This is a genomic window from Micrococcus sp. (genome assembly GCF_034179925.1).
GTDB lineage: Bacteria > Actinomycetota > Actinomycetes > Actinomycetales > Micrococcaceae > Micrococcus.
The window spans coordinates 138,457-164,889 of record NZ_JAXFPG010000032.1; the positions used below are offsets into that span (position 1 = coordinate 138,457).

21 protein-coding genes are annotated in these 26,433 nt (G+C 74.9%); 5 read left to right on the top strand and 16 right to left on the bottom strand.

Annotated elements, in window-relative coordinates; genetic code table 11:
* Nucleotide 1: 1 nt before the first annotated feature.
* The 7 genes from SPI96_RS06410 to SPI96_RS06440 form a co-directional block, all read right to left on the bottom strand.
* Complete coding sequence (locus SPI96_RS06410; RefSeq protein WP_321081533.1) at nucleotides 2-394, bottom strand: PLD nuclease N-terminal domain-containing protein; 393 nt, start codon at nucleotides 392-394, stop codon at nucleotides 2-4.
* Nucleotides 394-1,368 carry an aldo/keto reductase gene (locus tag SPI96_RS06415; RefSeq protein ID WP_321081534.1) on the bottom strand — a complete coding sequence of 325 codons (975 nt, stop codon included), beginning with the start codon at nucleotides 1,366-1,368 and terminating at the stop codon, nucleotides 394-396. The genes SPI96_RS06410 and SPI96_RS06415 overlap by 1 nt, the downstream gene beginning before the upstream one ends.
* 2 nt (nucleotides 1,369-1,370) lie before the next feature.
* Nucleotides 1,371-1,940: a hypothetical protein gene (locus SPI96_RS06420; protein WP_321081535.1), complete on the bottom strand. Its 570-nt coding sequence runs from the start codon at nucleotides 1,938-1,940 to the stop codon at nucleotides 1,371-1,373.
* Nucleotides 1,937-3,976, bottom strand: coding sequence for a 1-deoxy-D-xylulose-5-phosphate synthase (gene dxs / locus SPI96_RS06425; RefSeq protein ID WP_321081536.1), 2,040 nt, complete (start codon nucleotides 3,974-3,976; stop codon nucleotides 1,937-1,939). Before dxs ends, SPI96_RS06420 begins: the two co-directional genes overlap by 4 nt.
* A 131-nt stretch (nucleotides 3,977-4,107) precedes the next feature.
* Nucleotides 4,108-6,816, bottom strand: coding sequence for an aconitate hydratase AcnA (acnA, locus tag SPI96_RS06430; RefSeq protein ID WP_321081537.1), 2,709 nt, complete (start codon nucleotides 6,814-6,816; stop codon nucleotides 4,108-4,110).
* Between the two features lie 160 nt (nucleotides 6,817-6,976).
* Nucleotides 6,977-8,431 carry a class I SAM-dependent RNA methyltransferase gene (locus SPI96_RS06435; protein ID WP_321081538.1) on the bottom strand — a complete coding sequence of 485 codons (1,455 nt, stop codon included), beginning with the start codon at nucleotides 8,429-8,431 and terminating at the stop codon, nucleotides 6,977-6,979.
* 100 nt (nucleotides 8,432-8,531) lie between these two features.
* Entirely contained in the window at nucleotides 8,532-10,487 is a 1,956-nt protein-coding gene (locus tag SPI96_RS06440; protein WP_321081539.1) for an amino acid permease, read from the bottom strand.
* 56 nt (nucleotides 10,488-10,543) lie between these two features.
* On the opposite strand from SPI96_RS06440, the gene SPI96_RS06445 reads away from it, so the two are divergent.
* Nucleotides 10,544-11,359 carry a TrkA family potassium uptake protein gene (locus SPI96_RS06445; protein ID WP_321081540.1) on the top strand — a complete coding sequence of 272 codons (816 nt, stop codon included), beginning with the start codon at nucleotides 10,544-10,546 and terminating at the stop codon, nucleotides 11,357-11,359.
* A complete protein-coding gene (locus tag SPI96_RS06450; protein WP_321081541.1) occupies nucleotides 11,356-12,039 on the top strand; it encodes a TrkA family potassium uptake protein in 684 nt (227 codons plus the stop codon). The genes SPI96_RS06445 and SPI96_RS06450 overlap by 4 nt, the downstream gene beginning before the upstream one ends.
* Here the strand turns inward: SPI96_RS06450 and SPI96_RS06455 are convergent.
* The 4 genes from SPI96_RS06455 to dut are packed head-to-tail and all read right to left on the bottom strand — an operon-like array spanning nucleotide 12,021 to nucleotide 14,374.
* Nucleotides 12,021-12,782, bottom strand: a complete 762-nt coding sequence (locus tag SPI96_RS06455; protein ID WP_321081542.1) for a DUF3159 domain-containing protein — start codon at nucleotides 12,780-12,782, stop codon at nucleotides 12,021-12,023. The genes SPI96_RS06450 and SPI96_RS06455 overlap by 19 nt on opposite strands.
* A 40-nt stretch (nucleotides 12,783-12,822) precedes the next feature.
* Complete coding sequence (locus SPI96_RS06460; RefSeq protein ID WP_321081543.1) at nucleotides 12,823-13,131, bottom strand: hypothetical protein; 309 nt, start codon at nucleotides 13,129-13,131, stop codon at nucleotides 12,823-12,825.
* Complete coding sequence (locus SPI96_RS06465) at nucleotides 13,128-13,877, bottom strand: DUF3710 domain-containing protein (protein ID WP_321081544.1); 750 nt, start codon at nucleotides 13,875-13,877, stop codon at nucleotides 13,128-13,130. The genes SPI96_RS06460 and SPI96_RS06465 overlap by 4 nt, the downstream gene beginning before the upstream one ends.
* The gene (gene dut / locus SPI96_RS06470; protein WP_321081545.1) at nucleotides 13,874-14,374 is read right to left on the bottom strand and encodes a dUTP diphosphatase; all 501 of its coding nucleotides are present in this window, start codon (nucleotides 14,372-14,374) and stop codon (nucleotides 13,874-13,876) included. Before dut ends, SPI96_RS06465 begins: the two co-directional genes overlap by 4 nt.
* Nucleotides 14,375-14,456: 82 nt before the next feature.
* On the opposite strand from dut, the gene SPI96_RS06475 reads away from it, so the two are divergent.
* Nucleotides 14,457-14,966: a DUF3093 domain-containing protein gene (locus SPI96_RS06475; protein ID WP_321081546.1), complete on the top strand. Its 510-nt coding sequence runs from the start codon at nucleotides 14,457-14,459 to the stop codon at nucleotides 14,964-14,966.
* An 18-nt stretch (nucleotides 14,967-14,984) separates the two neighbouring features.
* Here the strand turns inward: SPI96_RS06475 and SPI96_RS06480 are convergent, their stop codons facing one another.
* On the bottom strand, nucleotides 14,985-15,284 hold the full coding sequence (locus SPI96_RS06480; RefSeq protein WP_321081547.1) for a DUF4193 domain-containing protein: 300 nt from the start codon (nucleotides 15,282-15,284) through the stop codon (nucleotides 14,985-14,987).
* 264 nt (nucleotides 15,285-15,548) lie between these two features.
* Between SPI96_RS06480 and sepH the strand changes: the two genes are divergently transcribed.
* Nucleotides 15,549-16,964 carry a septation protein SepH gene (gene sepH / locus SPI96_RS06485; protein ID WP_321081548.1) on the top strand — a complete coding sequence of 472 codons (1,416 nt, stop codon included), beginning with the start codon at nucleotides 15,549-15,551 and terminating at the stop codon, nucleotides 16,962-16,964.
* A gap of 13 nt (nucleotides 16,965-16,977) precedes the next feature.
* Here the strand turns inward: sepH and SPI96_RS06490 are convergent, their stop codons facing one another.
* From SPI96_RS06490 to SPI96_RS06500, 3 genes are all read right to left on the bottom strand, one after another.
* A complete protein-coding gene (locus tag SPI96_RS06490) occupies nucleotides 16,978-18,162 on the bottom strand; it encodes an alkaline phosphatase family protein (protein ID WP_321081549.1) in 1,185 nt (394 codons plus the stop codon).
* Complete coding sequence (locus tag SPI96_RS06495) at nucleotides 18,159-18,833, bottom strand: DUF5998 family protein (protein WP_321081550.1); 675 nt, start codon at nucleotides 18,831-18,833, stop codon at nucleotides 18,159-18,161. Before SPI96_RS06495 ends, SPI96_RS06490 begins: the two co-directional genes overlap by 4 nt.
* 121 nt (nucleotides 18,834-18,954) lie before the next feature.
* On the bottom strand, nucleotides 18,955-21,684 hold the full coding sequence (locus SPI96_RS06500; RefSeq protein ID WP_321081551.1) for a GNAT family N-acetyltransferase: 2,730 nt from the start codon (nucleotides 21,682-21,684) through the stop codon (nucleotides 18,955-18,957).
* Between the two features lie 49 nt (nucleotides 21,685-21,733).
* On the opposite strand from SPI96_RS06500, the gene SPI96_RS06505 reads away from it, so the two are divergent.
* Entirely contained in the window at nucleotides 21,734-24,331 is a 2,598-nt protein-coding gene (locus tag SPI96_RS06505; protein WP_321081552.1) for a DNA topoisomerase IV subunit A, read from the top strand.
* Nucleotides 24,332-24,371: 40 nt separating this feature from the next.
* Here SPI96_RS06505 and cydC read toward each other — a convergent pair whose 3' ends face one another.
* Nucleotides 24,372-26,357 carry a thiol reductant ABC exporter subunit CydC gene (gene cydC, locus SPI96_RS09955; protein ID WP_414601924.1) on the bottom strand — a complete coding sequence of 662 codons (1,986 nt, stop codon included), beginning with the start codon at nucleotides 26,355-26,357 and terminating at the stop codon, nucleotides 24,372-24,374.
* Nucleotides 26,358-26,433 lie beyond the last annotated feature (76 nt).

Below are 26,433 nucleotides of genomic sequence, written 5' to 3' on the forward strand. Positions count from 1 at the left end.
CTCAGTCTTGCTCGTTCGGGGCCGCCCGCCGACCGGCACCGCGGCGCGGTGGCAGGGCCGGCAGGCTGCGGTCGTTGGGATCCCATGCCGGATCCACCGCCCGGCGCGCCGGGTAGTACCGGTGACGCCACCAGAACCAGATCAGCGCGCCCAGCCCGGGCAGGATCACCTGCACCAGCATCCAGGGCAGGCGTGCGACCGGGTCCAGGGGGCTGCGCAGCAGGGACACCAACCCCGCCACCCACAGGGCCGCCCCGCCCAGGGAGAGCACCGTGCCGAGCACGAACTCCCCCGCGCTCGGCACCAAAGGGTTCACCCCGGACGCCAGGGCCGACAGGCGGGCAGCCTCCAGCGCCAGGAGGGCCGAGGCCGCCGTCGGCACACCGACCACCATCAGAACAGCGCCACCTTCTCCGGGGCCGGGAACAGGGCGTCCAGCTCGGCCAGGTCCTCCCCGGTGGGGATCCAGTCGGCGGCGCCGACGTTCTCCCGGATCTGCTCCGGGCGCGTGGCCCCGGCGATCACGGAGGCCACCGGCTCCTGGGCGGCGAGCCACCCCACGGCCACCTGCACTTCGGAGATCCCCCGCGCGCGGGCGAAAGCCCCGAACGCGGCCAGCTGTTCCAGGTCCGCCTCGGCCACCATGTGCTGACGCACGTGGGAGAGCCGGGACCCGGCCGGGGCCGTGCCCTCGGAGTACTTGCCGGTGAGCAGGCCGTTGGCCAGCGGGAAGTACGGCAGCACACCCAGGCCATACTCCCGGGCCGCCGGGAGCACCTCCAGCTCCGCGCGGCGGTCCAGGAGGTTGTAGTGGTTCTGCGCGGAGATGAACCGCTCGGTGCCGATCTCGCGGGCCACATGCTCGGCCTGGGCGATCTGCCAGCCGGCCCGGTTCGAGTGACCGATGTACCGGACCTTGCCGGAGCGCACGAGGTCGTCGAGGGCGGAGAGTGTCTCCTCGATTGGGGTGAGCGGGTCCGGGGTGTGGAACTGGTAGAGGTCGATCCACTCGGTGCCCAGGCGCCGCAGGGAGGCCTCCACGGCCCGCACGATGTACCGGCGCCCGCCGCGGGCCCCGAAGTCTGCCCCGTTGGCCCCCTGCATGCCCATGCCGAACTTCGTGGCCAGCACCACCTCGTCCCGCCGGGAGCCCAGCGCCGCACCCAGGCGCGTCTCGGACAGCCCCGGTTCGGCACCGTACATGTCCGCGACGTCGAACAGGGTGATCCCGGCGTCTAGGGCGGCGTGCACGACGGCGTCCGTGCCCTCCTGCTCGAGGGTCGCCGTCCCGGGCCGGCCCAGGTTGTTGCAGCCCAGGCCCACCACGGACACGGTCAGGCCGGAGCGGCCCAGTCGCACGCTGCGCATGCTCACCGATCCTCCCCGTCGGAGGCCACGGCCGGTGACCGGCCGTCGTCGTCAGCCGCGGGGGCGGCGGCGCGGCGGGCCTCGACCTTGTTCGGCTGCACGCCGTCGGCACGGCGGGCCGCAGCCGGCACCTCGGCGATCGCCTTGGCCGCGTGCGGGGTGCGCACCACCAGCACCAGAGCGTCCTCGCCGTCGACGACGTCCACCACCTCCCCGAGGGCCCGCCAGGCCAGCTGGTGGGTGAGCTCCTCACGGAGGGTCTGGGCGTGGCGGCGCTCGATGGACGAGGGCGTGCGCCCGCGCAGCCGGTAGGCGACCTCCACGACCTCCAAGGTGTCCTCGGCCAGCGGGGTGAAGCCCTCCGCCTCGCCCTGCGCGGCGAACGCGGTCAGCAGCTCCTGACCCTCCTCGGGCGAGGTGAGCGGCTGCTCGGCCACGGTGCCCACATGGCCCACCCGGCCATGGTGCACCACGAACGGGCCGCCGTCGGGCTCCACCCAGGCCTCGCGATACTCGAACTGCCGGCGGCCGTCCTCGCCGACGACGTCACGGTGCAGACGGACAATGCTCATGCGCTCTCCTCTCGGGCGGCACGACCCGGACGGGCCAGGCCGGGATCCTGGTCGACGGGGGCGGCCGGGCGGGCGTACGGGACCTTCGCCCCGAGCACCTGGGCCACGGTGTCCTGCGTGATGCGCCGGGCCGTGAGACCGACCCGCTCGAGCACCTGCTCACGGCTGCCGTGCGCGAGGAACTCCACGGGCAGGCCCACCTCGTTCAGGGCGGTGTCCACCCCGGCCTCGCGCATCTGCTGGCGGATGCGCGAGCCCACGCCGCCGGCGCGCACGCCGTCCTCCAGGCACACCACGATCCGGTGCCGGGCGGCCAGCTCCACCACGGACCGGGCCACGGGCAGCACCCAACGGGGGTCCACCACGGTCGTCGAGATGCCGTGCTGCTCCAGGCGGCGGGCCACGTCCAGGCCGAGCTCGGCGAACGCGCCGACGGCCACCACCAGCACGTCCCGCTCCGCACCGTCGGCCTCGGTGGCCTCCCCGCAGCGGGCCAGCACGTCCGTGCCGTCGTACAGGCGCTCGAGGGCCCGCACCGGCTCCCCCACGGAGCCCTTCGGGAAGCGCACCACGGTGGGGGCGTCGTCCACGGCCACAGCCTCACGCAGCTCCTCGCGCAGGGTCTCGGCATCGCGGGGGGCGGCGATGCGCAGCCCGGGCACGGTCTGCAGCAGGGCCAGATCCCACATGCCGTGGTGGCTCGGCCCGTCCGGACCGGTCACCCCGGCCCGGTCCAGCACGAAGGTCACCCCGGCCCGGTGCAGGCCCACGTCCATGAGGACCTGGTCGAACGCCCGGTTCAGGAACGTGGCGTAGACCGCCACCACCGGGTGCAGGCCGCCGAAGGCCATGCCCGCGGCCGAGGCGACCGCGTGCTGCTCGGCGATGCCGACGTCGAACACGCGGTCCGGGTGGGCCAGAGCCATCGGGGACAGCCCCACCGGGTCCAGCATGGCCGCGGTCACGGCGACGACGTCCGGCCGCTCCTGCGCGATCGCCACCATCTCCTCACCGAACACGTTGGTCCAGGACTGCGCGGTCTCCGAGGTGACCGGCTCCCCCGTGGACGGGTCGATCCGGCCGATCGCGTGGAACTGGTCCGCCTCGTGCGCCACCGCCGGGGCGTACCCGTGGCCCTTCTCGGTCATGGCGTGCACGATCACCGGCCCGCCGTAGGCCGCGGCGTCGCGCAGGGCCTGCTCCATGGCGGTGAGGTCGTGCCCGTCCACCGGGCCGATGTACTTCATGCCGAAGTCCTCGAACAGCCCCTGCGGCGCCCAGAGGTCCTTGAGGCCCTTCTTGGCCGCGTGCAGGGGCCGGTAGACCAACTCGCCCGGGGTGCCGGCCTCGTGCAGGCGGCGCTTGAGCGTGTCCAGGGTCTGCTCGTAGCGGCGGCTGGTGCGGACCTTGTCCAGCACGCCACGGCGCAGGCCGCCCAGCTGCACGGCCAGGCCGCCGACCGTCGGCGCGTAGGAGCGGCCGTTGTCGTTCACCACGATCACCACGCGGCGGTCCCGGCCGGCGGCGATGTTGTTCACGGCCTCCCAGGCCATGCCGCCGGTCAGGGCGCCGTCGCCGATCACGGCCACGACCGTCCGGTCCGACTGGCCCGTCTGGGCCCAGGCACGGGAGATGCCGTCCGCCCAGGACAGAGAGGAGGACGCGTGGGAGGACTCCACCACGTCGTGCGCGGACTCGGTGCGGTCCCCGTAGCCGGAGATCCCGCCCTCCTGGCGCAGGGTGGCGAAGTCCTGGCGGCCGGTGACCAGCTTGTGCACATAGGACTGGTGGCCGGTGTCGAACACCACCGCGTCCCTCGGCGAGTCGAACACCCGATGCACGGCCAGGGTCAGCTCCACCACCCCGAGGTTCGGGCCGAGGTGGCCGCCGGTGCGGGAGACGTGCTCCACAAGGAAGGCACGGATCTCCGCGGCGAGGCGCTCGGCCTCCTCCGGGGAGAGTCGGCGCAGGTCAGCGGGCGAGGCGATCCCGGGCAGCAGCGCGGCGCGGGGCTGGGAGTCGGCGGGCTCAGTCATGGTCCGTCAAGGGTACTCTCCCGGCCCCGCCACACCAGGGCAGGCACGACGCCGGCCCGCCGCCGCCGCGGGGGAGGCGACGGGCCGGCGTCGTCGCTGCGGGCGGGGATCCCGCCGGCAGCGGTGGAGGATCAGGCCTTGCGGGCCGCGATCTGACGGAGCACGTACTGCAGGATGCCGCCGTTGCGGTAGTAGTCCGCCTCACCGGGGGTGTCGATGCGCACGACCGCGTCGAACTCGGTGGTGGTGCCGTCCTCGGCGGTGGCGGTGACCTTCACGGTCTTCGGGGTCCGGCCCTCGTTGAGCTCGGTGATGCCCTGGATCGAGTAGGTCTCCGTGCCGGTCAGGCCGAGGGAGTCCGCGTTCTCACCGGCGGGGAACTGCAGCGGCAGCACGCCCATGCCGATCAGGTTCGAGCGGTGGATGCGCTCGAAGGACTCGGTGATCACAGCGCGCACGCCCAGCAGCGCGGTGCCCTTGGCCGCCCAGTCGCGGGAGGAACCGGAGCCGTACTCCTTGCCGCCGAGCACCACGAGCGGGGTGCCGGCCTGCGCGTAGTTCTGCGCGGCGTCGTACACGTAGGCCTGCGGGCCGCCGTCCTGGGTGAAGTCCCGGGTGAAACCGCCCTCCACACCGTCGAGGAGCTGGTTCTTGATGCGGATGTTCGCGAACGTGCCGCGGATCATCACCTCGTGGTTGCCGCGGCGGGAGCCGTAGGAGTTGAAGTCCTTGCGCTCCACGCCGTGCTCCAGCAGGTAGCGGCCGGCCGGGGTGTCCGACTTGAACGAGCCGGCCGGGGAGATGTGGTCCGTGGTGACCGAGTCGCCGAGCTTGAGCAGCACGCGGGCGCCCTCGATGTCGGTGACGGGCTCCGGCTCCTGCTCCATGCCTTCGAAGTACGGGGGCTTGCGCACGTAGGTGGACTCCGGGTCCCACTCGAAGGTGTCGCCGGTGGGGGTCTCCAGGGCCTGCCAGCGCTCGTCGCCGTCGAAGATGGTGCCGTACTCGTGGCGGAACATCTCGGTGTCGATCGACTCGTCGATGATCTTCTGGACCTCGGCCGGGTCCGGCCAGATGTCCTTGAGGAAGACGTCCTGGCCGTCCTGGTCCTGGCCCAGCGGCTCCTTCTCGAAGTCGAAGTCCATGGTGCCGGCCAGGGCGTAGGCGACCACCAGGGGCGGGGACGCCAGGTAGTTCATCTTCACGTCCGGGTTGATGCGGCCCTCGAAGTTGCGGTTGCCCGAGAGCACCGCGGTCACGGCGAGGTCGTTCTCCTGGATCGCCTCGGAGATCTCGGACTCCAGCGGGCCGGAGTTGCCGATGCAGGTGGTGCAGCCGTAGCCGACCACGTTGAAGCCCAGCTCGTTCAGGGACTCGCGCAGCCCGGACTTCTCGTAGTAGTCGGTGACCACGCGGGAGCCCGGGGCCACGGAGGTCTTCACCCACGGCTTGGAGCTCAGGCCCTTGGCCACGGCGTTGCGGGCCAGCACGCCGGCGGCCATCATCACCGACGGGTTGGAGGTGTTGGTGCACGAGGTGATCGAGGCGATCGACACGGCGCCGTGGTCCAGCTCGAAGGAGCGGCCGTCCTCCATCTGCACGTCGACGCGCGCGGAGGGGCGGCCCTGGCCGGCCTCATCCTCGCCGGTGGCGTAGTTCGTCAGGTCCTCGCGGAACTGGCCCTTGGAGGAGGACAGCTCGATGCGGTCCTGCGGACGCTTCGGGCCGGAGATCGAGGGGACCACGGTGGACAGGTCCAGCTCGAGGTACTCGGAGTAGGTGACCTCCGCGGAGGGGTCGTGCCACAGGCCCTGCTCCTTGGTGTAGGCCTCCACGAGGGCGACCTGCTCCTCGGAGCGGCCGGTCAGGCGCAGGTACTCCAGGGTGACGTCGTCGATGGGGAACATGGCCGCGGTGGAGCCGAACTCCGGGGACATGTTGCCGATGGTGGCGCGGTTGGCCAGCGGTACAGCGCCGACGCCCTCACCGTAGAACTCCACGAACTTGCCCACCACACCGTGCTGGCGGAGCATCTCGGTGATGGTCAGCACGACGTCGGTGGCGGTGGCGCCGGCGGGGATCTCACCGGTGAGCTTGAAGCCCACCACGCGCGGGATCAGCATGGACACGGGCTGGCCGAGCATCGCGGCCTCGGCCTCGATGCCGCCCACGCCCCAGCCCAGCACGCCCAGGCCGTTGACCATGGTGGTGTGGGAGTCGGTGCCCACGCAGGAGTCCGGGTAGGCGCGCAGCACGCCGTCGACCTCGCGGGTCATCACGGCGCGGGCCAGGTTCTCGATGTTCACCTGGTGCACGATGCCCATGCCCGGGGGGACGACCTTGAAGTCGTCGAAGGCGGTCTGCCCCCAGCGCAGGAACTTGTAGCGCTCACCGTTGCGCTCGTACTCGATCTCCATGTTGCGCTCGACGGCGTCGTCATTGCCGAAGTGGTCGATCTGCACGGAGTGGTCGATCACGAGCTCGGCCGGGGAGAGCGGGTTCACGCGGGTCGGGTCCCCGCCGAGGTCCTCGATGGCCTCGCGCATGGTGGCCAGGTCCACGATGCAGGGCACGCCGGTGAAGTCCTGCATGATCACGCGGGCTGGGGTGAACTGGATCTCGGTGTCCGGCTGGGCCTGCGGATCCCAGGCGGCCAGGGCCTTGATCTGCTCGGAGGTGACGTTGGCGCCGTCCTCGGTGCGGAGCAGGTTCTCGAGCAGCACCTTCAGTGAGTAGGGGAGCCTCTCGGCACCCTCCACCGCGCTCAGGCGGAAGATCTCGTACTCGGCACCGTCGACGTCGAGGACGCCCTTGGAGCCGAAGCTGTCAACAGTGGTCACGGGAGGACTCCTCTTCCCGCCCGGTTCCTGCCGGGCGCTCGTCCAATGGGGGTCGCCGCCGTGGGACCTGCGCGGCGCCGGCCGGAGCCGAGGGTCGCGCAGGTCACAGGCGACGCTCTGACGTCACCCTACCCCGTCCCCCACCGTGACACGCGGGTGGTCAGCCGGCGCGCGGGGCCCCGACCGGGCGCAGCAGCGTGACGGACTCGAGGTGGTGGGTGTCCGGGAACAGGTCCACCACACGCGCCCGCTCGACCTCATACCCGCCCTCGCGCAACCAGGCGAGGTCACGGGCGAAGGAGGCCGGATCGCAGGAGACGTACACGATGCGCTCCGGGTGCAGGGCGAGAATCCGCTCCACGGCCCGGCGTCCGGCACCGGAGCGGGGCGGATCCAGCACCACGGTGTCCACGGGGACGCCCTCCAGCCCACCCTCGGCGGCGGGAGCCTCGGGGGTGGACAGCCAGGAGCCGAGCACCTTGTCCGTGGGGCCATTGAGCACCACCGCCTGGGGCAGCCCCAGCAGGTTGCGCCGGGCGTCCTTCGAGGCCTGGCGGGCGGCCTCCACCGAGTAGACCCGGCCCTGCTCCCCCACGGCGTCCGCGAGGAAGGCGCTGAACAGGCCGGCGCCGCCGTAGAGGTCGGCGATCACCTGGCCCGGCTGCGGGTCGGCGTCCTCCAGCACGGCGTCCACCAGGGTGGCGGGAGCGTACTGGTGGACCTGCCAGAAGCCGTCCCCGGTCACCCGGAAGCGACGGGCCGGCACCCGTGTGGGCTCCACGGTCTCCTCCACCCAGGTGCGCCCGGCGATGCGCTCGATCTTCACCGGTGCCATGCGCTTGGAGCAGGGCAGGGCCAGAGCGGCGGACACCTCAGTGCCGCAGTCGGCCGCGGCCCGGCGCACACGGGTGCGCAGGCGGCCGAGCTTGGCGGCGTCGGCCTGGGTCTGGGGGGTGGGGGTCACGAGCACGAGCGGACGCGAGCCGGAGGCCGGGGTGGCCACATCCACGCGGGCCGCGCCGGTGAGGTCCCAGTCCCACAGGGCCAGGGCGTCCAGGGCGGACACGCCCAGGGGCATGTTCCGCACCGGCAGCAGCACGGAGGAGCGGTGGGCGTGCATGGCGATCCGGCCCTGGGGCGTCACGGCGAAGGCTGTGCGGGTGCGCCAGTGCTGACCGGTGGGCTCGTCCTCCTCACCGGCGAAGTGCACCTGCGGGTCCAGGGTGATCCCGGCGATCCGGGCCACGGTGTCGCGGAACACCTGAGCCTTGAGCCGGCGCTGGTGGTGGACCACGATGTGGCCGAACTCCGCGCCGCCCACAGGCAGGCGGCCGGCGGCGTGGGCGCGCAGCGAGTCCGCGAGCTTCCACTGGTGGATGCGGCGGAACTCGGAGCTTCGAAGGACCTCGACGACGTCCCCGCGCCAGAACCGGGCGCCCGGGTCCGACTCGGTCAGGGAGACCTTCACCCGCTCCCCCGGTATAGCGTGACGCACGAACACGACCCGCCCCTCATGACGGGCGACGCAGTGGCCGCCGTGGGCCATGGCCCCGACCTCCACCTCGATCAGTCCGCCGATGCCGGTGACCCCGGCCGTGGTGTCCATGACGGTCATGAATGGTTCCTCTCGGTTCCGCAGGGTGCCTCAGACCTTGCGCACGGCATCCTCTGGTCGCATCATCCTCTCACGCTCCGCAGCCGGGGCGCGTCCCATGTCAGGGCCGGGTGTCGGAGGCGGGTGCCTCCCCCTCCCGGATCTGCCAGGGCACGGACCCGACCATCACCCCGGCCTCCCGCTGCAGGCGCCGCCGCTGCCGGGCGGCGGTGCGATTGTGCAGCAGGGTCCGCCAGCCCGGGCGCACCACATACTCCGGCAGGAAGACCATCGTCAGGTCTCGCGGGGAGCGCCGCCGCCGCGAGCGCAGATGCCGTACCAGGGGCACCACGCTGTCCCGGTAGGGCGAGGCGATGACCGTCAGGGGCACCGGCAGCCGGGCCCGGGTCCAGTCGGCGATGACCCGTTCGGTGGTCTCACGGTCCACGTCCACCACGACGGCCTCCAGGGAGGAGGGACGGGTGGCGCGGGCGTAGGCCAGGGCACGCAGGGTGGGCCGGTTCACGGTGCTGACGACCACCATGACGTGCACTCTGGAGGGCAGGGCCCGCGCGTCGTCTTGGGGGTCCGGGGCGAGTTCGGCGGCGACGGCGGCGTAGTGGCGGCGCACCCTCCCCATGCCCAGGGCGCACACGCCGATCACGGCCAGGGCCACCCATGCGCCCTCGGCGAAGCGGGTCACCAGCACCACGGTGCAGGCCAGGGCGGTGACGGCGAAGGCCAGCTCTGTGACGCGCAGGCGGAGGGCGGCCAGGGTGCGGGCCCGCCGCCCGGGGGTCTGGGCCAGGCGGCGGCGCCACACGCGCACGAGTCCGGCCAGACCGAGGGTAAAGGCGAGCATCACGCCGATCACGTAAAGCTGCACGAGCAGCGCGGTGCGGGCCTGGAAGGCCAGGACCAGACCGAGCGCGAGGGCCCCGAGCACCACCACGCCCCAGGTGTGCACGAGGCGGTCGTCCCGGGAGCGCAGCTGCCGGGGCAGGTAGCCGTCCTCGGCCAGGCGGGCGGCCAGCACGGGGAAGGAACGGAAGGCGGACTTCGCGGCCAGCAGCAGGAGCACGGCGGTGACGGCCACGAGGGCCAGGGCGGCGGCGGAGCCGTGACCGAAGACGGTGTCGGCGAGCTGGGCGACGACGGGGGCCGGGGCGTCGGCCGGCGGCCGCCCCTCGTGAGTGCGCAGGGTGGTCGGGTCCAGGGCGGTGACGACGCCGGTGCGCGCGGTCAGGTGCATGACGCCGACGGTGAGGGCGCCGAGGGTGAGGGCGAGCACGGTGATGACCCAGCGGGCGGCGGGCGCGGCGGGCCGGGCCATGCGGGCGGTGGCGGAGAGGGGGACCTCGAGGCCGGTGATGAGCACGGAGCCGACGCCGAAGGCGCGCAGGCACAGCAGGACGGTGGCGAGCACGCCCACGGGGGCGGCGGCGCCGGCCACGGTGAGCCCGGCGGTGGGGGCGGGGGCGAGTGCGCCCTGGCTCTGCTGCCACAGACCCACGGCCACGAGGGCGGCCATGAGGGCGACGAACGCGGAGACGAGCACGGTGGTGGGCCAGCGCCGGCGGGCCGGTCCGCGCAGCACGACGAGCAGCACGAGGACCATCGCCGCGCAGGCCACGGGGGTGCGCCACGGGTGGAGGGCGGGCATGAGCACGGCCAGGTGGTGGGCGGCGGCGGCCACGGAGACGGCGGCGGTAAGCACGAAGTCCAGCAGGAGGGCGGCCGCGGCGAGCACGCCCCAGCGCGGGCCCAGGGCGGCGCGGGCCATGCGCTCGATACCGCCGTGGGGCACGGCCAGCACGGCGGCGCGCAGGGCGACGGCCAGCAGGGCCATCACGGCCACTACGGACCAGCCCACGGCGGGGCCGAGGGCCAGGGCGGCGGTGCCGGCGGCGGCGAGGGTCAGGACGATCTCGTCGGGGGCGTAGGCCAGGGAGGACAGCGCATTGGCGGAGGTGGCCGGCAGTGCCTGTCGGCGGCTCATCCGGGGCTCGGCGCGGCCGGCGGAGACCACGGGGCGGCCGAGCAGCGCACGGCGAAGGAACGACGGCGGCGTGGTCACCGCACCACGGTACCCCCGGCACCGGTGCGGGGTGCGAGGATGGACACGGCCCCGGCGTGTGCGGGGCCGCGTCCGGCCTGCGGGCCGGCGTGAGGAGTCCGGGACGCGGCGGCGCGGCCGCGCGGGAGGAGACGCCGATGGCGCACTACGTGATCGTGGGTGGGGGCCGGGTGGGCACCCGTCTGGCTCTGACGCTCGACGCCGCCGGGCACACGGTGTCGGTGGTGGACCGCTCCCCCACGGTGCTCGAGGGCCTGGGCCGGGACTTCCGCGGCGAGCATGTGCAGGGCATCGGCTTCGACCGGGACGTGCTGCGCCGGGCTGGGATCGAGCACGCGCAGGGGCTCGCCGCCGTCGCCCCGGACGACGCCACGAACATTGTGGCCGCGCGGGTGGCCCGGGAGACCTTCCATGTGCAGCACGTGGTGGCCCGCATCTACGACGCCGAGCGGGCCCGCGTGTACCAGCGCCTGGGCATCGCCACGGTGGACTCCATCCAGTGGAGCACGGACCAGGTGCTGCACCGGCTGCTGCCGGCGGGCACGGCGGAGGCGGAGCGGAGGGACCCCTCCGGGCGCCTGCTGCTGGCCGAGGTGGTCCCCCACCGGTCCTGGTGGGGCTGGACGGTGCCGGACCTGGAGCGGGCCGTGGGCCTGCGCGTGTCCTATCTGACCCGCTTCGGGGTGGGCCGGCTGCCCGAGGGCGGGGACCTGCTGCAGGAGGGCGATGTGCTCCACACCGTGTACCCCGTGGACCGGCGTGACCGGGTGGAGGCCGCCCTGCAGGGCCAGGCCCGGGACCGCACGGATGGGCAGGACGTCGCGGCCGAGGACGGCCGGGGCCGGCGCGAGCAGGACGGAGCGAGGGCATGAGGGTCGTGGTGGCCGGGGCCGGCGCGGTGGGGGCGTCGATCGCCCGGGAGCTGGACACGCACGGGCACGAGGTGGTGCTCGTGGAGACGCGGGCCGACGTCACCCGTCGGGCGGACGTGGGCTCGGCGCGGATGGTGCTCGGCGACGCCACGGACCTGGCCGCCCTGCGCGACGCCGGGGCCGAGTCCGCGGACGTGCTGGTGGCCGCCACCGGCGACGACCGGGCGAACCTCGTGGTCTCCCTGCTGGGCCGCAGCGAGTTCGGGGTGGGGCGCACGGTGGCCCGCGTGAACAACCCCCGCAACGACTGGCTGTTCGACGAGTCCTGGGGGGTGGATGTGGCGGTGTCCACCCCGTCGATCATGACGGCCCTGGTGGAGGAGGCCGTGGAGTCTGGGGACGTGGTGCGTCTGCTGCGCCTGGAGGCCGGCGGTGCCGCCCTCACCGAGTTCCGGGTGCCGGCGGAGCACTGGCTGCCCGGCCGCCGGGTGGGCACGGTCTCCTGGCCGGGGGCCGCCCCGCTGGTGGCGATCGTGCGCGACGGCGTGCCCCGGGCGGCCGCCCCCGATGAGACGCTCGAGGCCGGGGACGAGCTGTTCTTCCTGACCTCCGCCGAGGCCGAGCAGCGCCTGCGGGCCCTGCTGGTGGGCGACGACGCCGGTCAGCGCCGCCGGCCCTGAGCCGCCCCGGACGGGGCGCTCACCGACCAGGCGAGCCAGAGACCGAGGGCGTACAAGGGCAGACCCATCACCAGGCGGGCCACCCCGAGCGCCGTGGCCGCGTCCGCCAGGTAGAGGGGCACCTGCACGGTCAGCCGGGCGGCGAACACGCCGACCATGACCCACGTGGCCGCGGCGTAGGCGCGCCGACGCGCCGGGTCCTGCCGCCACTCCAGGCCCTCCCCGCGCACCAGCCCGAGGATCAGCCCGGCCACCGGCCAGCGCACCAGCACGGACACCGCGAAGGCCAGCCCGTAGGCGATGTTCGTGACGAACCCCCACAGGTAGTAGTCACGGGCCTGCCCCGTGGTCAGGGCCACCACCACCGAGAGCACCACCACGGCCAGGCCGGCCACGGCCTGGGTGGGCGGCTGCCGCTGGGCCAGGCGGACCACGCCGAGCACGAGCGCGACCGCCACGGCAGCGATCCCCGAGGGCCACACCTGCTGCGTGAGCACATAGGCGGTCATGAACACGAGCGTGGGCAGGGACGCCTCCACGATCCCCCGCCACCCGCCGACGGCCGCCAGCGGATCCAGGCGGCCGTCGTCGTCCACGGCGGCACGCCCGGCCAGGCCCGTGGGGACGGCCCCCACGGGTGCGACGGACTCGGAGCGCCCGGGGTGGTCCGGGCAGCCCGGGTGGTCCGCCTGCTCCGGGTGCTCGGTGGGGGCGGTGCGGGGGTCAGTGCGGGGGTCGTTCACGCGCGGGCCTCTCCTGGGGGAAGGTCGTCGGGGCGGGCCGTCAGCGCAGGGCCGCCGGCTCCTCGATCAGGTCGAACTCGGGGTTGTGCACGGTGGGCACGCCGTCCAGCTCGCGGACCCTGCCGCGCAGGCGCAGCCACGCCCCGGGCATGATGCCGGGCACCCGGTCGCGGCCGTGCCACACCAGGCGGGTGGTCTCCTGGGGCTCGGCACGCCCGGGCGCCGGCAGCTGGGCGGCCGCCTCGGCGGTGAACACGGTCGCGTCGTCACTGCCGCGCAGGGTGACCGCCACGATCACGCAGACCCGCTCGAGCACGGCCGGTCCGGCGGACGCGGCCTTCGCGCTCACCGGACCTCCGTGATCTCCGGGCCGCGCTCGGGCAGGGAGGAGCCGCCGGTCTCGGCGGCGGCGGGCGCCTCCGGGGCACGACGGCGGCGCTGCAGCGGCTGGGCCCCGGCGGGCGGGTGCAGGGGCAGCAGCTCCCGCGGCGGCAGGGGGGCGTCCCCGCGCACCACCACGAGGTCGGAGAACACCTGCTCGAGGGCCGTGGCGGCCTCGGGCTGGAAGGCCGCCTCCCCGTGGAACACGCCGCGCACGAACCAGCGCGGCCCGTCCACCCCCACGAAGCGGGCCACGTTCCAGCCCGGGGAGCCGTCCGGCATGGCCGCCGGCACCCGGGTGTGCACCTCGGGCCCGAACGGACCGTCCACCTGCTGCACCTGGGCACCCGGGGTGGTGGCCAGGCTGTCGGCGAGCTCGTGGCGCAGCCCGTCCCACACACCGCCGGCGCGCGGGGCGGAGAACGCCTGCACCTGCAGGGCGGAGCGGCCGAGGGTGACGGTCGCGGCCACGATCCGCTGGGTGGCGTCCTCGACGTCCAGGCGCAGCTTCATGTCCTGCACGGCCTTCACGCGCAGGGAGCCCAGGTCGATGTACCCGGTGCGGTCCGGGCGGGCGGCGGCGTCGTGCGGGCCGAGACGGTCCGCGCCGGCGGGCTCCACGGCCCGCTCGGCCTCGAGGTCCCGGGCGTCCTTGAGCTCGTCCGGCAGCACGATCTGCTCGTGCCGCACATTGCGGTTGCGTCCGAAGATCACTGGGTCCTCCCGGTCTCGTGTGCCTGCTGCTGCGCCCCGCCCGGGCCGAAGCCGCCGGTGGAGCCGAAGCCGGCCTCGCCGCGGTCGGAGGCGGGCAGCTGCTCGACCGGCTCGAACCGGGCGCGCACCACCGGCTGCACCACGAGCTGGGCGATCCGGTCCCCCCGGTGCAGCACGATCGGCTCGGAGGGGTCGAGGTTGATCAGCGGCACCTTGATCTCGCCGCGGTAGCCGGCGTCGATGGTCCCGGGGGTGTTGACCACGCTGAGCCCGTGCCGCACAGCCAGGCCCGAGCGCGGGTGCACGAAGCCGGCATACCCCTCGGGGAGCGCGACGGCCACGCCGGTCGGCACCAGGGCGCGCTCACCCGGGGCGAGCGTGAGGTCGACGGCGGTGCGCAGGTCCGCGCCGGCGTCGCCGGGTCGGGCGTAGGCGGGGGGATCCAGCTCGGTGTCGAGCATTCTCAGGGGCACGGGCAGCTCGTCGGGTTCGGTCACGGTGCCCGACTCTACCGCCCCGGGCCGAGGGCGGGCTGGCCGTGGCACCCGCCCGAGTCCGTGGATGTGGGAGGCTGTGCCCATGCAGCAGGACCTCCGCACCCCGTCCCCCGCCGACGTCGGCCCCCAGGACCCCGATGAGGTCCTCTTCCAGGAGCGGTTGGGCCCGTCCGCGGCGGTCTGGGCGGTCGCGGCACTGCTGGCGGCGCTGACCATCCTGGTGTTCGCCCCCATCGACCTATGGATGGGGCTGGCGGCGGCCGCGGCGGCGTTCGCCGTGGAGGCGATCGTGCTGGTGGCCAGCACGCCGCGGATCGTGGTGACGGGGCGGAGCCTGCAGGTGGGGCGGGCGCAGATCGAGCGCCGTCATCTCGGCGCGGTGCGCGGGTACTGCGGGGAGGACGCCCGGATGCAGCGCGGGCCGCAGCTGCACGGGCTGGCGTACGTGTGCGTGCGGGGATGGATCTCCCCGGTGGCGCGCATCCAGATCACGGACGAGCGGGACACCACCCCCTACTGGCTGACCAGCACCCGCCACCCGGAGGAGCTCACCGAGGCCCTCGGCGGCCGGATGGCCGCCGAGGACGAGTGAGCGCTGCCAGCTGGGGCCTCAGGCCTCGCAGTCCTGGCAGTAGATGAGGCCGCCCTCCTCGCGGGCCGCCTGGGAGCGGTGGCGCACGAGGAAGCAGGACGCACAGGTGAACTCATCGGACTGGGCGGGCAGCACCCGCACCATCAGCTCCTCACCGGAGAGGTCCGCGCCGGGCAGCTCGAAGCCCTCTGCCGCCTCGGTCTCGTCCTCGTCCACCACCGCCGACTGGGTGTCCGTGCGGCGCGCCTTGAGCTCCTCGATGGAGTTGGCGTTGAGCTCTTCCTCGTTCTTGCGAGGTGCGTCGTAGTCGGTGGCCATGTGGGGATCTCACGCTCCGCTGGTGGGGGACGGCACCGGAACAGGTGCCGGAGAGACGCTGCACCGCCGGGCGCGGCCCGTCGGGCCCCTCGCCACGGTCCTGCGCCGTTGCGCGTCGATTGTGCACCATCCGCCCCGGGCCGCCAAATGATTCGCCAGGGGCGAGACTCGATCACCGCTAGGATCAGGGGAGCCCCCGCCCGGTCGGCGGCGCCGTGCGCGCCCTGCCGGGCCGAACCGACCGACGTGGAAGGGATCCCCGCCATGGCCGAGCTCCGACTGACCGGACCGACCCCGGGCGGCGACGCCCTGCGCCTGGCCGCCCCCGACGGCACCGAGCACGACCTGCCGGTGACCGCCTACCTCCGGCGCCTGGTGCTCGATCCCGCCGCCGGGGAGTCCGACGACGCCGGCTCCCCCTCCGAGTCTGCGGACACCGCCGGCCCCGCAGCGTCCCCGCAGGCCGAGGCCCCGGAGTCCGCGCCCGTCACGGAGGCGTCACACACGGCCCCGGCCCGGGCCTCCGAGGGCCGGCGCCCCTCCCCCGTGACCCCGGTGACGGATCAGGAGTCCGTGCGGGCGGCCGCCTCACAGGAGGGCGAGCCGCTGTCCCCCCGGGAGATCCAGGCGCGCATCCGCGCGGGGGCCTCGGTGGAGCAGGTGGCCCGGGAGAGCGGCAACCCCTTCTCCCGCATCCGCACCTTCGGGTACCCGGTGCTGGCCGAGCGCGACTGGGTGGCGCAGCAGGCCCGCGGCACCGAGGTGTGGGTGGGCGGCCCGGACCTCTACTCCTCCACGGTGGCCGACGGCGGGCCCACCACACTCGGTGAGCTCGCCGCGCACCGCCTCGAGGAGCTCGGCCTGGACGCGGGCACCCTGCGCTGGGACGCCTGGCGCGCTGGCACGGGCGACTGGACGGTGACCGCCGCGTTCGAGGTCCCGGAGGGGCACCGGGTCCCCACCGCCGAGCAGCCTCCGGCCACATGGCACTTCCGTCTGGGCGGCGGCCACCTGGAGCCGGTGGACGCCTGGGCGCGGGTCCTCTCCGACGCCGAGGCCTGGGACGTGCTCGACTCCCCCGCTGAGGCGGACGAGGAGCCCGCCGGCCGGCGCTCCGCCGCCGAGGACGACGGTCTGCTCGAGATCCTCCAGGCCCGCCGGGGCCGCCGGGTGGGCCAGGATGAGGCCTCCGACGACGCGCTCGCCCATCTGTTGGCCCGCCAGGCACAGCAACGCGAGGCGGAGGAGGCGGCCCCCGCATCCGTCACGGACGCGGCCGGGTCCGGGCAGGAGCAGCCGGCTGAACGCACCGAGGCCGAGCGGGCCGCCGCGCCGAGCCGTGCCGCGCGCCTGCTGCGCGGGCTACCCAGCCTGCCGCCGGAGACCGCAGAGCAGGAGCAGGGTCAGGGCCAGGAACAGAGTCAGCCCGCGCAGCCTGACCAGGTTCAGTCGGCGCGGCCGGAGCCGACCGACGAGAGCGACGCCGACGCCGGCATCGAGGAGACGACCTCGGGGGCCGAGGACTCCTCCGGCCAGGCCCCCGAGGGCTCGGATCGACCCGGACGCCCGGCCCGTCCGGCCATGCCGACCCCCACCCCGCGCCCCCGGGCGCGGACCACCGGGCGGCGCTCCTCGGTCCCGAGCTGGGACGAGATCGTCTTCGGCCGCAAGGGCGACTGAGGCCGCCGGCGGCTCAGCGCACCCACTGCAGCAGCGGGACCTCCCGCTCGGCGCGGGTAGGCGAGCCATGCTGGCCGACCATCTCGAACGCCCGCGGGCTCACCCGGCGGCCGTCGTAGAGGGCGAGGTCCCCGTGGGCGGCCACGATCAGGTCACCGATCCGCTGGCGCACCCGCTCCTCCACACGCTCGCCGAACCAGCCCAGGGCCTCGGCCTCGTCCCGGGTGAGCACCCACGCGTGGGTCCCGTACCGGGCCTGCCAGGCCGCACGCACCGCATCCCGCCGGCCGGCGTCGACGTCCGCGCCGAAGTGCAGCTGCACCAGGCGCGGCTCCCCCGCCGTGTGCGCCACCCCGTCCAGCAGCTCCGGGTGCACCAGCGTGCCGTCCTCGCCCAGGGCCGCATAGTCCACACGGCGGGAGGCGGGCACGTCCACCATGCCGTGGTCGCCCGTGGCCAGCACCACCGTGCCGGCCGGCACCCGGGAGAGCAGGCGGCGCAGCAGGGCGTCGATCTCCTCCAGGGCGTGGAGCCAATCCCGCGAGCCCACCCCATGGCGGTGGCCGGTCTTGTCCAGCTCATTGGCGTAGAGGTACAGCAGGGTGGGCTCACGGGCGGCCGCGAGGACCTCCTCGGCTGCCCGGCCCCGGGCCAGCAGCCCGCGGGCGGCCACATACCGCCCGCCGCGCAGGCCAGCGCGGGTCAAGGCCGAGCGCTCGAACTCCGGCAGGGACACCGTCACCGCATCCACCCCCGCGGCCGCGGCCCGCTCGAACACGGTGCTGCGCGGCTGCCACACGGTCGGGTCCGTGGCCTCGTCCCAGCCGCCGAGCTGGTTCACCACCACCCCGCGGTCCGGGTCCAGGACGTCGTAGCCGGCCACCCCGTGCTCGCCCACGTCCAGCCCGGTGCCCAGGCTCGTCAGGGAGGCGGCGGTGGTGGTGGGCGTGGCTGCCAGCAGTACCCGGCCGCCGTCGGCCATCGCCGCCCGCAGCGTGGGGGCGTGCCCGGCGTGGCGCTTGAGCACGCCCCGGCCCAGCCCGTCCACGAGCACGACGACGGCCCGCCGGGTGCTCGGCAGCCCGAGGGCGTCGACCTCCCCGGGGACGCCCAGGGCGGCCGCAGCCGAGGTCAGCACCGAGCGCAGGGCCCGCTCGGCGGGCACCGGCCCGGCCGGAGGCGCGGGAGTCTGGCTCATGCTGTCGCCGCCACGTGGGCCCGGCGCAGGGCGCGGGCGAAGCCGAGGGCGGCGTCCACGGCCCCCTGACCGTCGGCGTCGGCGGCCACCCGGATCACGAGGTCCTCGCGGGTGGACGTGCCCGTGTAGCCGTGGTCGGCGTCGCAGGACGGGTCCGCGCAGCCGGCCGGCTGCAGGTCCAGGCGGCGGCCGCCCGCCCACTGCACACCCAGGGTGATCTCCGCGACCGGGTCCGTCGGGCGGAAGCGCTCGGGACGGGCGTGCCCGGTGGTCAGCACCACCGCACCCAGGGCCCGCACCGGCACGATCTCCGTGGAGACCTGCGCGAGCACGGCCTGGCCGGCCGGGTCCGCGGCGTGGTCGTCCAGGTGCACGGCCAGCAGCACGTCCCCGGCGAGCACCAGCACCGTGATATGCCGGTGGATCTCGTCGTACTCGAAGTGCGTGTCCACGTGCACGAGGTGCGCGTCCACGGGCCGGCCCTCGAGCTCCTGGGCGATCGTGTGCGCCACCAGCTCCGGGTAGTAGCCGGCGTGCACCAGCGACCGCCCCAGGGACGCGTCGGCACCCGGGGCATCGGCACCCGGGGCGCCGACGGCCCGTGCGTGGCCGGCGCCGGAGCGGCCGTCGTCGTGGGGACCGGTCGGGTGGTTCCTGCGCAGCGGACTCATGCCCACCATGCTAGGCGTGCACGGCGCACCGGGCGCCGTTGTCCACCGTCTGCGCCCCGGACCACGGCGTCCAACCGGCCCGTGCGCTCAACTGGCCCGCGCGCTCGACTGGCCCGGGCACTCAACTGGCCCGCAGGGCCCGCCGGGCGGAGTCGGTGCGCCCGGCCGCGTTGGCCACGTCCACGTCCGCGTGCAGCACGGTCACCCCGGCGGGCGAGGCCAGCACGGGGCTGAAGCGCAGCCGGGCGACCTGCGGGAGGTCGTCCTTGAGCAGGCTCACCCGCGCCACCAGGTCCGCGAGCGCGTCCAGGTCCACGGCGGGCACCCCTCCTCCGCCGGCCAGCTTCGAGGCCGCGCGCGGGGCGCGGAGCATGCGGGCGACGTCCTGGTCGGTCAGCGGTGGGACCCGGTGCACCCAGTCCCCCAGCAGGTCGGTGGCGTCTCCGGCGATGCCGAAGGAGACCACGGGTCCGAGCAGGGGGTCCTCGAGGGCGCTGACGATGCAGGCCTGCCCGGACGGGGCCATGGACTGCACCTCGAGGTCGGTGACGCCGAAGGGGGCGAGCACCCGGCGCATCTGCTCCACGTTGCGGCGCAGGGAGGCGGCGTCCACCACGTTGAGGCGGACCCCGCCGAGGTCGATGCGGTGGCGCAGGTAGGGGTCCACGGCCTTGACGGCGACGGGGAAGCCCAGGCGTTCGGCGGCGTCGACGGCCTCGTCGGGGGTCTCGAAGCGGACCGCCGGCAGCAGGGGGATGCCGTAGTGGCCGAGCAGGGTGGCGGTCTCCTCGGGGTTCAGGCGTACCAGCTCGGTGCCGTGGGCGCGGGTGACGGCGGCGTCCACGAGGGCCTCGGCGCGGCGGGGGTGCACGTCCTGGGGTTCGAGCGGCTCCCCGGCCTCCTCGCCGCGCCAGCGCACGTAGTCCACGAGGCGGCCGAGCACGGCCACGGCCTGGGCTGCGGAGGGGTAGAGGGGCACGCCGCGCTGGAGGGCGCCGGGGTCGGCGTCGTCGGGCACGGGGGCGGCCCCGCCGAGGCGGGCCCCGGAGAAGCGGTCGGCGACGACGTCGGCCAGGCTGGCCAGCACGGGCACCTCGGCGCCGTCGGCGGCGGCGGCGAGGGCGCGGACGAGCTGTTCGGCGTCGCCGGCGTCCTGGTGCAGGCCGAGGCGGGCGACCACGACGACGGCGTCCGCCCCGGTGTGGGCGAGGGCCTCACGCAGGGCGGCGGCGAAGTGCTCGGTGCCGGCGGCGACGCCGTCCTCGCGGTCCTCGAGGCCCACGGTGGCGACGACCTCAAGTCCGGCGGAGGCGGCGGCGTCGCGGGCGAGGCGGTCCAGGGCGAGGGAGTCGGTCACGAGGGCCACGCGGGGGCCGCGGGGCAGGGGCTGGGCGGCGACGGCCATGAGGAGGTCGAGCATGTCCTCGTGGCCGCTGACCTCGAGCACGCCGGTCTGGTCGAGCATGGAGTCCACGGCGCCCTCGGGGGCCTGGGTGGTGCGGGTCTCGTGGCCGGGGGGAAGGGCGCGGCCGGTGACGTCGGTGCGGACCACGACGACCGGCTTGGTGCGGGAGAGGCGCCGGGCGATGCGGGTGAACTTGCGGGGGTTGCCGAAGGACTCGAGGAACACACCGACGGCGGCGGTGTGGGGGTCGTCCTCAAGGAACTGCATGGCGTCGTTGCCGGAGACGTCGGCGCGGTTGCCGGCGTTGAGGAAGGTGGAGATGCCCACGCCGCGGCGGGTGACGCCGGCCAGGATCATCGCGCCGACGGCGCCGGACTGGCTGAACAGGCCGATGGGTCCGCGGCCGGGCAGGGCCGGGGAGGGTGAGGCGTTGAGGCGGACGGCCGGGTCGGTGCGCACCAGGCCGGAGGAGGCAGGGCCGATGACGCGCATGCCCAGGGCGCGGGCACGGGAGACGAGGCGGCGTTGGGCGGCGCGACCGGTCTCGCCGGCGTCGGCGTAGCCGGAGGTGAGCACGAGCAGGCCCTGGGCGCCGACTGCGGCGGCATCCTCGACGACCTCGTCCATGCGGTCCACGGGCACGGCGGCGACCACGAGGTCCACAGGGGCGCCGATGTCCTGGAGGCGACTGTGGGCGGGCAGGCCCTGGACCTGCTCGGCGGCGGGGTTGACGGCGTGCACGGCACCGGTGAACCCGGCCTCGAGGATGTGACGGAGCACGAGGGCGCCCACGGAGCCGGGGTCGCGGGAGGCGCCGACGACGGCCACGGAGCCGGGCTCGACGAGCTCGGCCACGGAGCGGGCCTCGGCGCGGTGCTCGCGGGACTCGACGACGGCCCGCCAGCGGGCGGTGGGGTCGATGGGGAACTCAACGGCCACGACGCCGTCCTCGAACCGGCGGGCGACCTCGAACCCGGAGTCCTGGAACACGGAGAGCATCTTGCGGTTCTCGGGCAGCACCTCGGCGGTGAACCGGCGGATGCCGTTCTCGCGGGCGGCCACGGCCAGGTGTTCCATGAGGATGGAGCCCAGTCCGCGCCCCTGGGCGGCGTCGGAGATGTTGAAGGCGACCTCGGCGACGTCGGAGTCCCCGTGGCGGTCGTAGCGGCCGATGCCCAGAACCTGCCCGCCGCGGGTGATCACGAACGCGACCCGGTCCCGGTGGTCCACGTGGGTGAACCGGTCGAGGTCCTTCGCGGACAGCTCGGACTTGTAGGTGAAGTACCGCAGGTAGATGGAGGACTCGGACTGGGCGGCGTGCATGCGCTGCAGCTCGGCGGCGTCCTCGGGGGTGATGGGCCGCAGACGGGCGGTGGCGCCGTCACGCAGGACGACGTCGGCCTCCCAGTGGCTCGGGTACGCGCGTGACTCGTCGGTCTCAGCCATAGGATTCAGCGTAGACACTCCCCGACCCCGTGAGGACTGCCCCACCACCATGATGGCCAGATCGCCCCGTTCCCGCACCGTGTCCGCGGACGCCTCCGGCCCGCTCCGGCCGGAGCAGGAGAGCATCGTCGCCGTCGACGTGTCCGAGGAGAGGGAGGGCTCGGTCCTCGAGTACGCGTACTCGGTGATCTACTCGCGGGCCCTGCCGGACGCCCGCGACGGGCTCAAGCCGGTGCAGCGGCGCATCCTGTTCATGATGTCCCAGATGGGCCTGCGCCCGGACCGCGGGCATGTGAAGTCCGCCCGTGTGGTGGGCGAGGTGATGGGCAAGCTGCACCCTCACGGGGACGCGGCGATCTACGACGCGATGGTCCGTCTGGCCCAGCCGTTCTCGCTGCGGCTGCCGGTGGTGGACGGCCACGGCAACTTCGGTTCCCTCGACGACGGCCCGGCCGCCCCGCGCTACACGGAGGCCCGCATGGCCCCGGCGGCGCTGGCGCTGACCGCGGACCTGGACGAGGACACCGTGGACTTCGTGCCCAACTACGACAACCAGTTCCAGCAGCCGGAGGTGCTGCCGGCGGCGTACCCGAACCTGCTGGTCAACGGGGCCGCGGGCATCGCGGTGGGCATGGCCACGAACATGGCCCCGCACAACCTGCGGGAGGTGGTGGCCGCGGCCCGCCACCTGCTCGCGCACCCGGACGCGGACCTCGAGACGCTGATGGGCTTCGTGCCCGGCCCGGACTTGCCCTCGGGCGGGCGGATCGTGGGCCTGGACGGGATCCGGGATGCCTACGCCTCCGGGCGCGGCACGTTCCGCATGCGCGCGACCGCCGCGATCGAGCAGGTCTCGGCCCGACGCACCGGGATCGTGGTGACCGAGCTGCCGTACGCGGTGGGCCCGGAGAAGGTCATCGAGAGGATCAAGGACGGCGTGCGCGCCGGGCGCCTGGCCGGCATCTCCGACGTCGTGGACCTCACGGACCGCACGAACGGGCTGCGCCTGGTGATCGAGCTGAAGTCCGGCTTCAACCCGCAGGCCGTGCTCGCCTCCCTGTACAAGCACACCCCGCTGGAGGAGACCTTCGGCATCAACAACGTGGCCCTCGTGGACGGCCAGCCGCAGACCCTCGGGCTGCGGGGGCTGTTGCAGGTCTACGTGGACCACCGGCTCGAGGTGGTCCGCCGGCGCACGGTGCACCGGCTGGCCAGGCGGCAGGAGCGCCTGCACCTGGTGGAGGGCCTGCTGCTGGCCCTCGTGGACATCGACGAGGTCATCGAGATCGTCCGTTCCTCGGACGACACCGCCGCCGCCCGCACCCGTCTGATGCAGGTGTTCGACCTCTCCGAGGTGCAGGCCGGCCACATCCTGGAGCTGCGGCTGCGCCAGCTCACGCGCTTCTCCCGTCTGGAGCTGGAGGCCGAGCGGGATGAGCTGGCCCGGCTGATCGCCGAGCTGGAGGCGATCCTCGGCTCGGACGCCCGCCTGCGCGAGGTGGTCTCCGAGGAGCTGCAGGCTGTGGCAGACCGCTTCGGGGACGAGCGCCGCACCGTGCTGGAGGACGCCGAGACCGCCGCCGCGGCCACCGCTGCCCTGCCTGCGGCTTCCTCCCCCACCGCCGGGGCCGGGGCGGAGCTGATGGTCCCGGACACCCCCTGCTGGGCCCTGCTGACCACCTCGGGGCGGCTGCTGCGCACCGCGGACCGCACCCCCGTGGCCCCGCAGGGGCGGCGCCGCAAGCATGACGCCTTCGTGAGTGTGGTCCCGACGACGGCCCGCGGCGAGGTCGGGGCGCTCACCTCCGCCGGCCGGCTGCTCCGCCTGCCCACGGTGGACCTGCCGGCGGCCACCGAGCCCTCCGCCGCGCCCGCGCTCACCGAGGCGGTGCCCGTCAAGGAGGTCCTCACCCTGGACAAAGGCGAGGACCTGGTGGCGCTCGTCCCGCTGGACGCGGTGATCGCCCTGGGCACGGTGCGCGGCGTGGTCAAGCGGGTGCGCCCGGAGTGGCCGCTGAACCGGGACGAGGCCACGGCGATCGCCCTCAAGGACGGGGACGCCGTGGTGGGCGCCGCCCCCGCCGTGCAAGACGAGGACCAGCTGGTGTTCATCACCCGGGCCGGGCAGCTGCTGCGCTACGCGGCCTCGGCCGTACGCCCGCAGGGGCCCGCCGCCGGCGGCGTGGCCGGCATCCGCCTGGCCGAGGCCGACGAGGTGCTCGCCTTCGGTGTGGCCCCGGCGGCCGCCATCACCGAGGATGGGTCAGACCCGGGCGCCCACCCGCGCCCGGCCCTGGTGGTCACCGTGACCGACGGCGACGCCGACCTGCTCGGCGGTGCCGACGGCTCCGTGAAGGTCACCCCCCTCGGGGACTGGCCCGCCAAGGGCCGCGGCACCGGCGGGGTGCGGGCCCACCGCCTGCTCAAGGGCGAGACCGCCCTGGCCTTGGCCTGGGTCGGGGCCGCCCCCGTGCTGGCGGCCTCCCGGGCCGGCGTCGCCCGTTCCCTGCCCGCCGAGTACGGCAAGCGGGACGGCTCCGGGGTTCCCGTGGACCAGCGGGTCGAGGCCCTGGGCGCCGGGGCCTCCCCCGAGCTGGTGGCCACCGCACCGCAGGCCGAGTCCGCCGTGGCCGTCTCCGCGGACTGATCCGCCGCCACAGCTGGCTGGCGGAGGCCGCCCGGGCGGGTCAGCCCAGGGCCAGGTGCACGTCGGCCCCGGCGGCCAGGCGCGTGTCGTGGGTGACCACCACGGTGGTGTGCCCGGCCAGGGCCCGGCGCAGGTCCGCCATGAGGGTCAGCGCCTCGTCCTGGCCCACGTGGGCGGTCGGCTCGTCCAGGAGCACGACGTCGGCCCGGGCCACGAGCGCCCGGGCCACGGCCAGGCGCTGGCGCTGACCCCCGGAGAGCGTGTGCCCGCCCGGTCCCACCGGGGTGTCCAGGCCCTGCGGGGCATCGGCCAGCCACGGGCCCAGGCCGACCAGCTCGAGCACGGCGGTCAGCTCGGCGTCGTCCGGGGCGTCGGCGCGGTCCCGGGCCAGGGCGAGGTTGCCGCGGACCGTGGAGTCGAACACGAGCGCATCCTGCGGCGTCCAGGCCACCCGGGCCAGGCCTGCCTCGTCCGCGGGGGTGGCAGTCAGGCCGGAGCTGGTGCGGTGCAGCAGCGTGTACCGGCCCTCGTCCAGGGGAAGGAAGCCCAGCAGCACCGCCAGCAGGGTGGACTTGCCCGCCCCGGAGGGCCCGGTGACCACCGCAGTGGCCCCCCGGCGCACGTCCAGGTCCAGGTGCTCCCAGAGGGGGGCCGGCGCACCGGCGTGACTGAAGCCGGCGCCCCGTAGGCGCAGCCCGTCCACCCGCACGGGCGCGGGGCCGGTGGCCGGGTGGGCGGGGTCGACGGCCCGCGGTGCAGGCCTCGTCGAGGAGGGCGTCGTGCCCACCGGCTGCGGCCCCAGCAGGGCTGCCGCGGCCCGGGCCTGGGAGACCAGCGCCCCGGTCTGCTGCGCGGATTGGGCCAGGGCCCCGAACGGCTCGGCCCAGGACAGCGCGAGGAACACCACGAACGCCGCCAGGGGCGCGGAGGTGCCGGTCTGGGTGGCCGTCCCGGCGGCGGCGAGCGCGGCCGCCCCGGAGAACACCACGGCCAGGCCCCGCCCGAGGCCGGCCACCCACGCGGTGCGCCGCTGCGGGCGCTGCAGGGCGGCATCGGCGTCGGCCAGGCGGGCGACGGCGGCCTCGGAGCGGCCGAGCCCGTGCAGGTCCGCGGCGGCGCCGAGCACCACACCCACCCGGTCCAGCAGGGCGGCCCGGTGGCGGAGAGTGCGGTGGGTGTCCCGGCGGTCCAGCAGGGCCGAGAGGGCCGGGATCAGCACGAGCCCGAGCAGGCCCGGCACCAGCGTGGCCACGGCGAGCTCGGGGGCCAGGACCACGACCGCACCGGCGGTGAACAGCCAGGCGGCCACGGCGGCCGGGGCCGGCACGATCACGCGCGGGGCGGCGTCGCGCAGGGCATCCACGTCCGCAATGAGCACGGACAGCGCCCCGTCCGCCCGGGAGAGCCGGCCCCACAGTGCAGGGCGGCGGGCCAGGGCGTCCCACAGATCCAGGCGCAGCCGGTCCGCCCAGCGGAGCACGGCGTCGTGAGTGGCGAGCCGGTCCGCGTACCGGCAGACGGCACGGGAGAGCCCGAACGCGCGCACGAGCACGATCACGGCCAGCAGGTAGAGGATGGGCGGCTGCCCGGAGGCGGTGACGATCAACCAGCCGGACAGCGCCGCCAGCAGCGCCGCGGACAGGTGGGTGGCAGTGGCCCAGGCGACGCCGAACCACAACCGGCGCTCACCCCAGGGCAGCACCCGCAGGGCGGCCCGCAGCCCGGGGTAAGGCGCGGCCGGCTCAGCGTCGGCATCGGTGGCGAGGGCGACGTCGGTGGCGGTGTCGGGACCAGCGTCGGCGGCGGTGACGTCAGATTCGGCGGCGGTGGCGGAGGGACGGGGGCCGGCCCCGAGGCGCACGTCGATGGGACGGTCGGCGGCGGCGGGGGCGAGCCCGCGGCCGTTCTCGTCGACGAGCTGGTCGGCGGCCCGGTGCAGAGCGGGGTCGTGGGAGGCGGCGAGCACCGTCAGCGGCGGCAGGGACAGTCCGGCCGGGCCGGTGATGCCCGATCCGGGGATGTCCATGCCGACGCCGTCCACGCCAGCACCGTCCGCGCGGGCGCCGTCGTCGGAGGACCCGCCGCGGGTCAGGGCGGTGAGG

What these genes read in the sequence shown, in the direction of transcription:
- cydC (WP_414601924.1), bottom strand. Translation starts at nt 26,357, where the DNA reads ATGGACATCCCCGGATCGGGCATCACCGGCCCGGCCGGACTGTCCCTG.
- SPI96_RS06495 (WP_321081550.1), bottom strand. Translation starts at nt 18,833, where the DNA reads ATGAGTCCGCTGCGCAGGAACCACCCGACCGGTCCCCACGACGACGGC.
- sepH (WP_321081548.1), top strand. Translation starts at nt 15,549, where the DNA reads ATGGCCGAGCTCCGACTGACCGGACCGACCCCGGGCGGCGACGCCCTG.
- SPI96_RS06450 (WP_321081541.1), top strand. Translation starts at nt 11,356, where the DNA reads ATGAGGGTCGTGGTGGCCGGGGCCGGCGCGGTGGGGGCGTCGATCGCC.
- SPI96_RS06500 (WP_321081551.1), bottom strand. Translation starts at nt 21,684, where the DNA reads ATGGCTGAGACCGACGAGTCACGCGCGTACCCGAGCCACTGGGAGGCC.
- SPI96_RS06505 (WP_321081552.1), top strand. Translation starts at nt 21,734, where the DNA reads ATGATGGCCAGATCGCCCCGTTCCCGCACCGTGTCCGCGGACGCCTCC.
- SPI96_RS06420 (WP_321081535.1), bottom strand. Translation starts at nt 1,940, where the DNA reads ATGAGCATTGTCCGTCTGCACCGTGACGTCGTCGGCGAGGACGGCCGC.
- SPI96_RS06435 (WP_321081538.1), bottom strand. Translation starts at nt 8,431, where the DNA reads ATGACCGTCATGGACACCACGGCCGGGGTCACCGGCATCGGCGGACTG.
- SPI96_RS06480 (WP_321081547.1), bottom strand. Translation starts at nt 15,284, where the DNA reads ATGGCCACCGACTACGACGCACCTCGCAAGAACGAGGAAGAGCTCAAC.
- SPI96_RS06415 (WP_321081534.1), bottom strand. Translation starts at nt 1,368, where the DNA reads ATGCGCAGCGTGCGACTGGGCCGCTCCGGCCTGACCGTGTCCGTGGTG.
- SPI96_RS06490 (WP_321081549.1), bottom strand. Translation starts at nt 18,162, where the DNA reads ATGAGCCAGACTCCCGCGCCTCCGGCCGGGCCGGTGCCCGCCGAGCGG.
- dxs (WP_321081536.1), bottom strand. Translation starts at nt 3,976, where the DNA reads ATGACTGAGCCCGCCGACTCCCAGCCCCGCGCCGCGCTGCTGCCCGGG.
- SPI96_RS06475 (WP_321081546.1), top strand. Translation starts at nt 14,457, where the DNA reads ATGCAGCAGGACCTCCGCACCCCGTCCCCCGCCGACGTCGGCCCCCAG.
- SPI96_RS06410 (WP_321081533.1), bottom strand. Translation starts at nt 394, where the DNA reads ATGGTGGTCGGTGTGCCGACGGCGGCCTCGGCCCTCCTGGCGCTGGAG.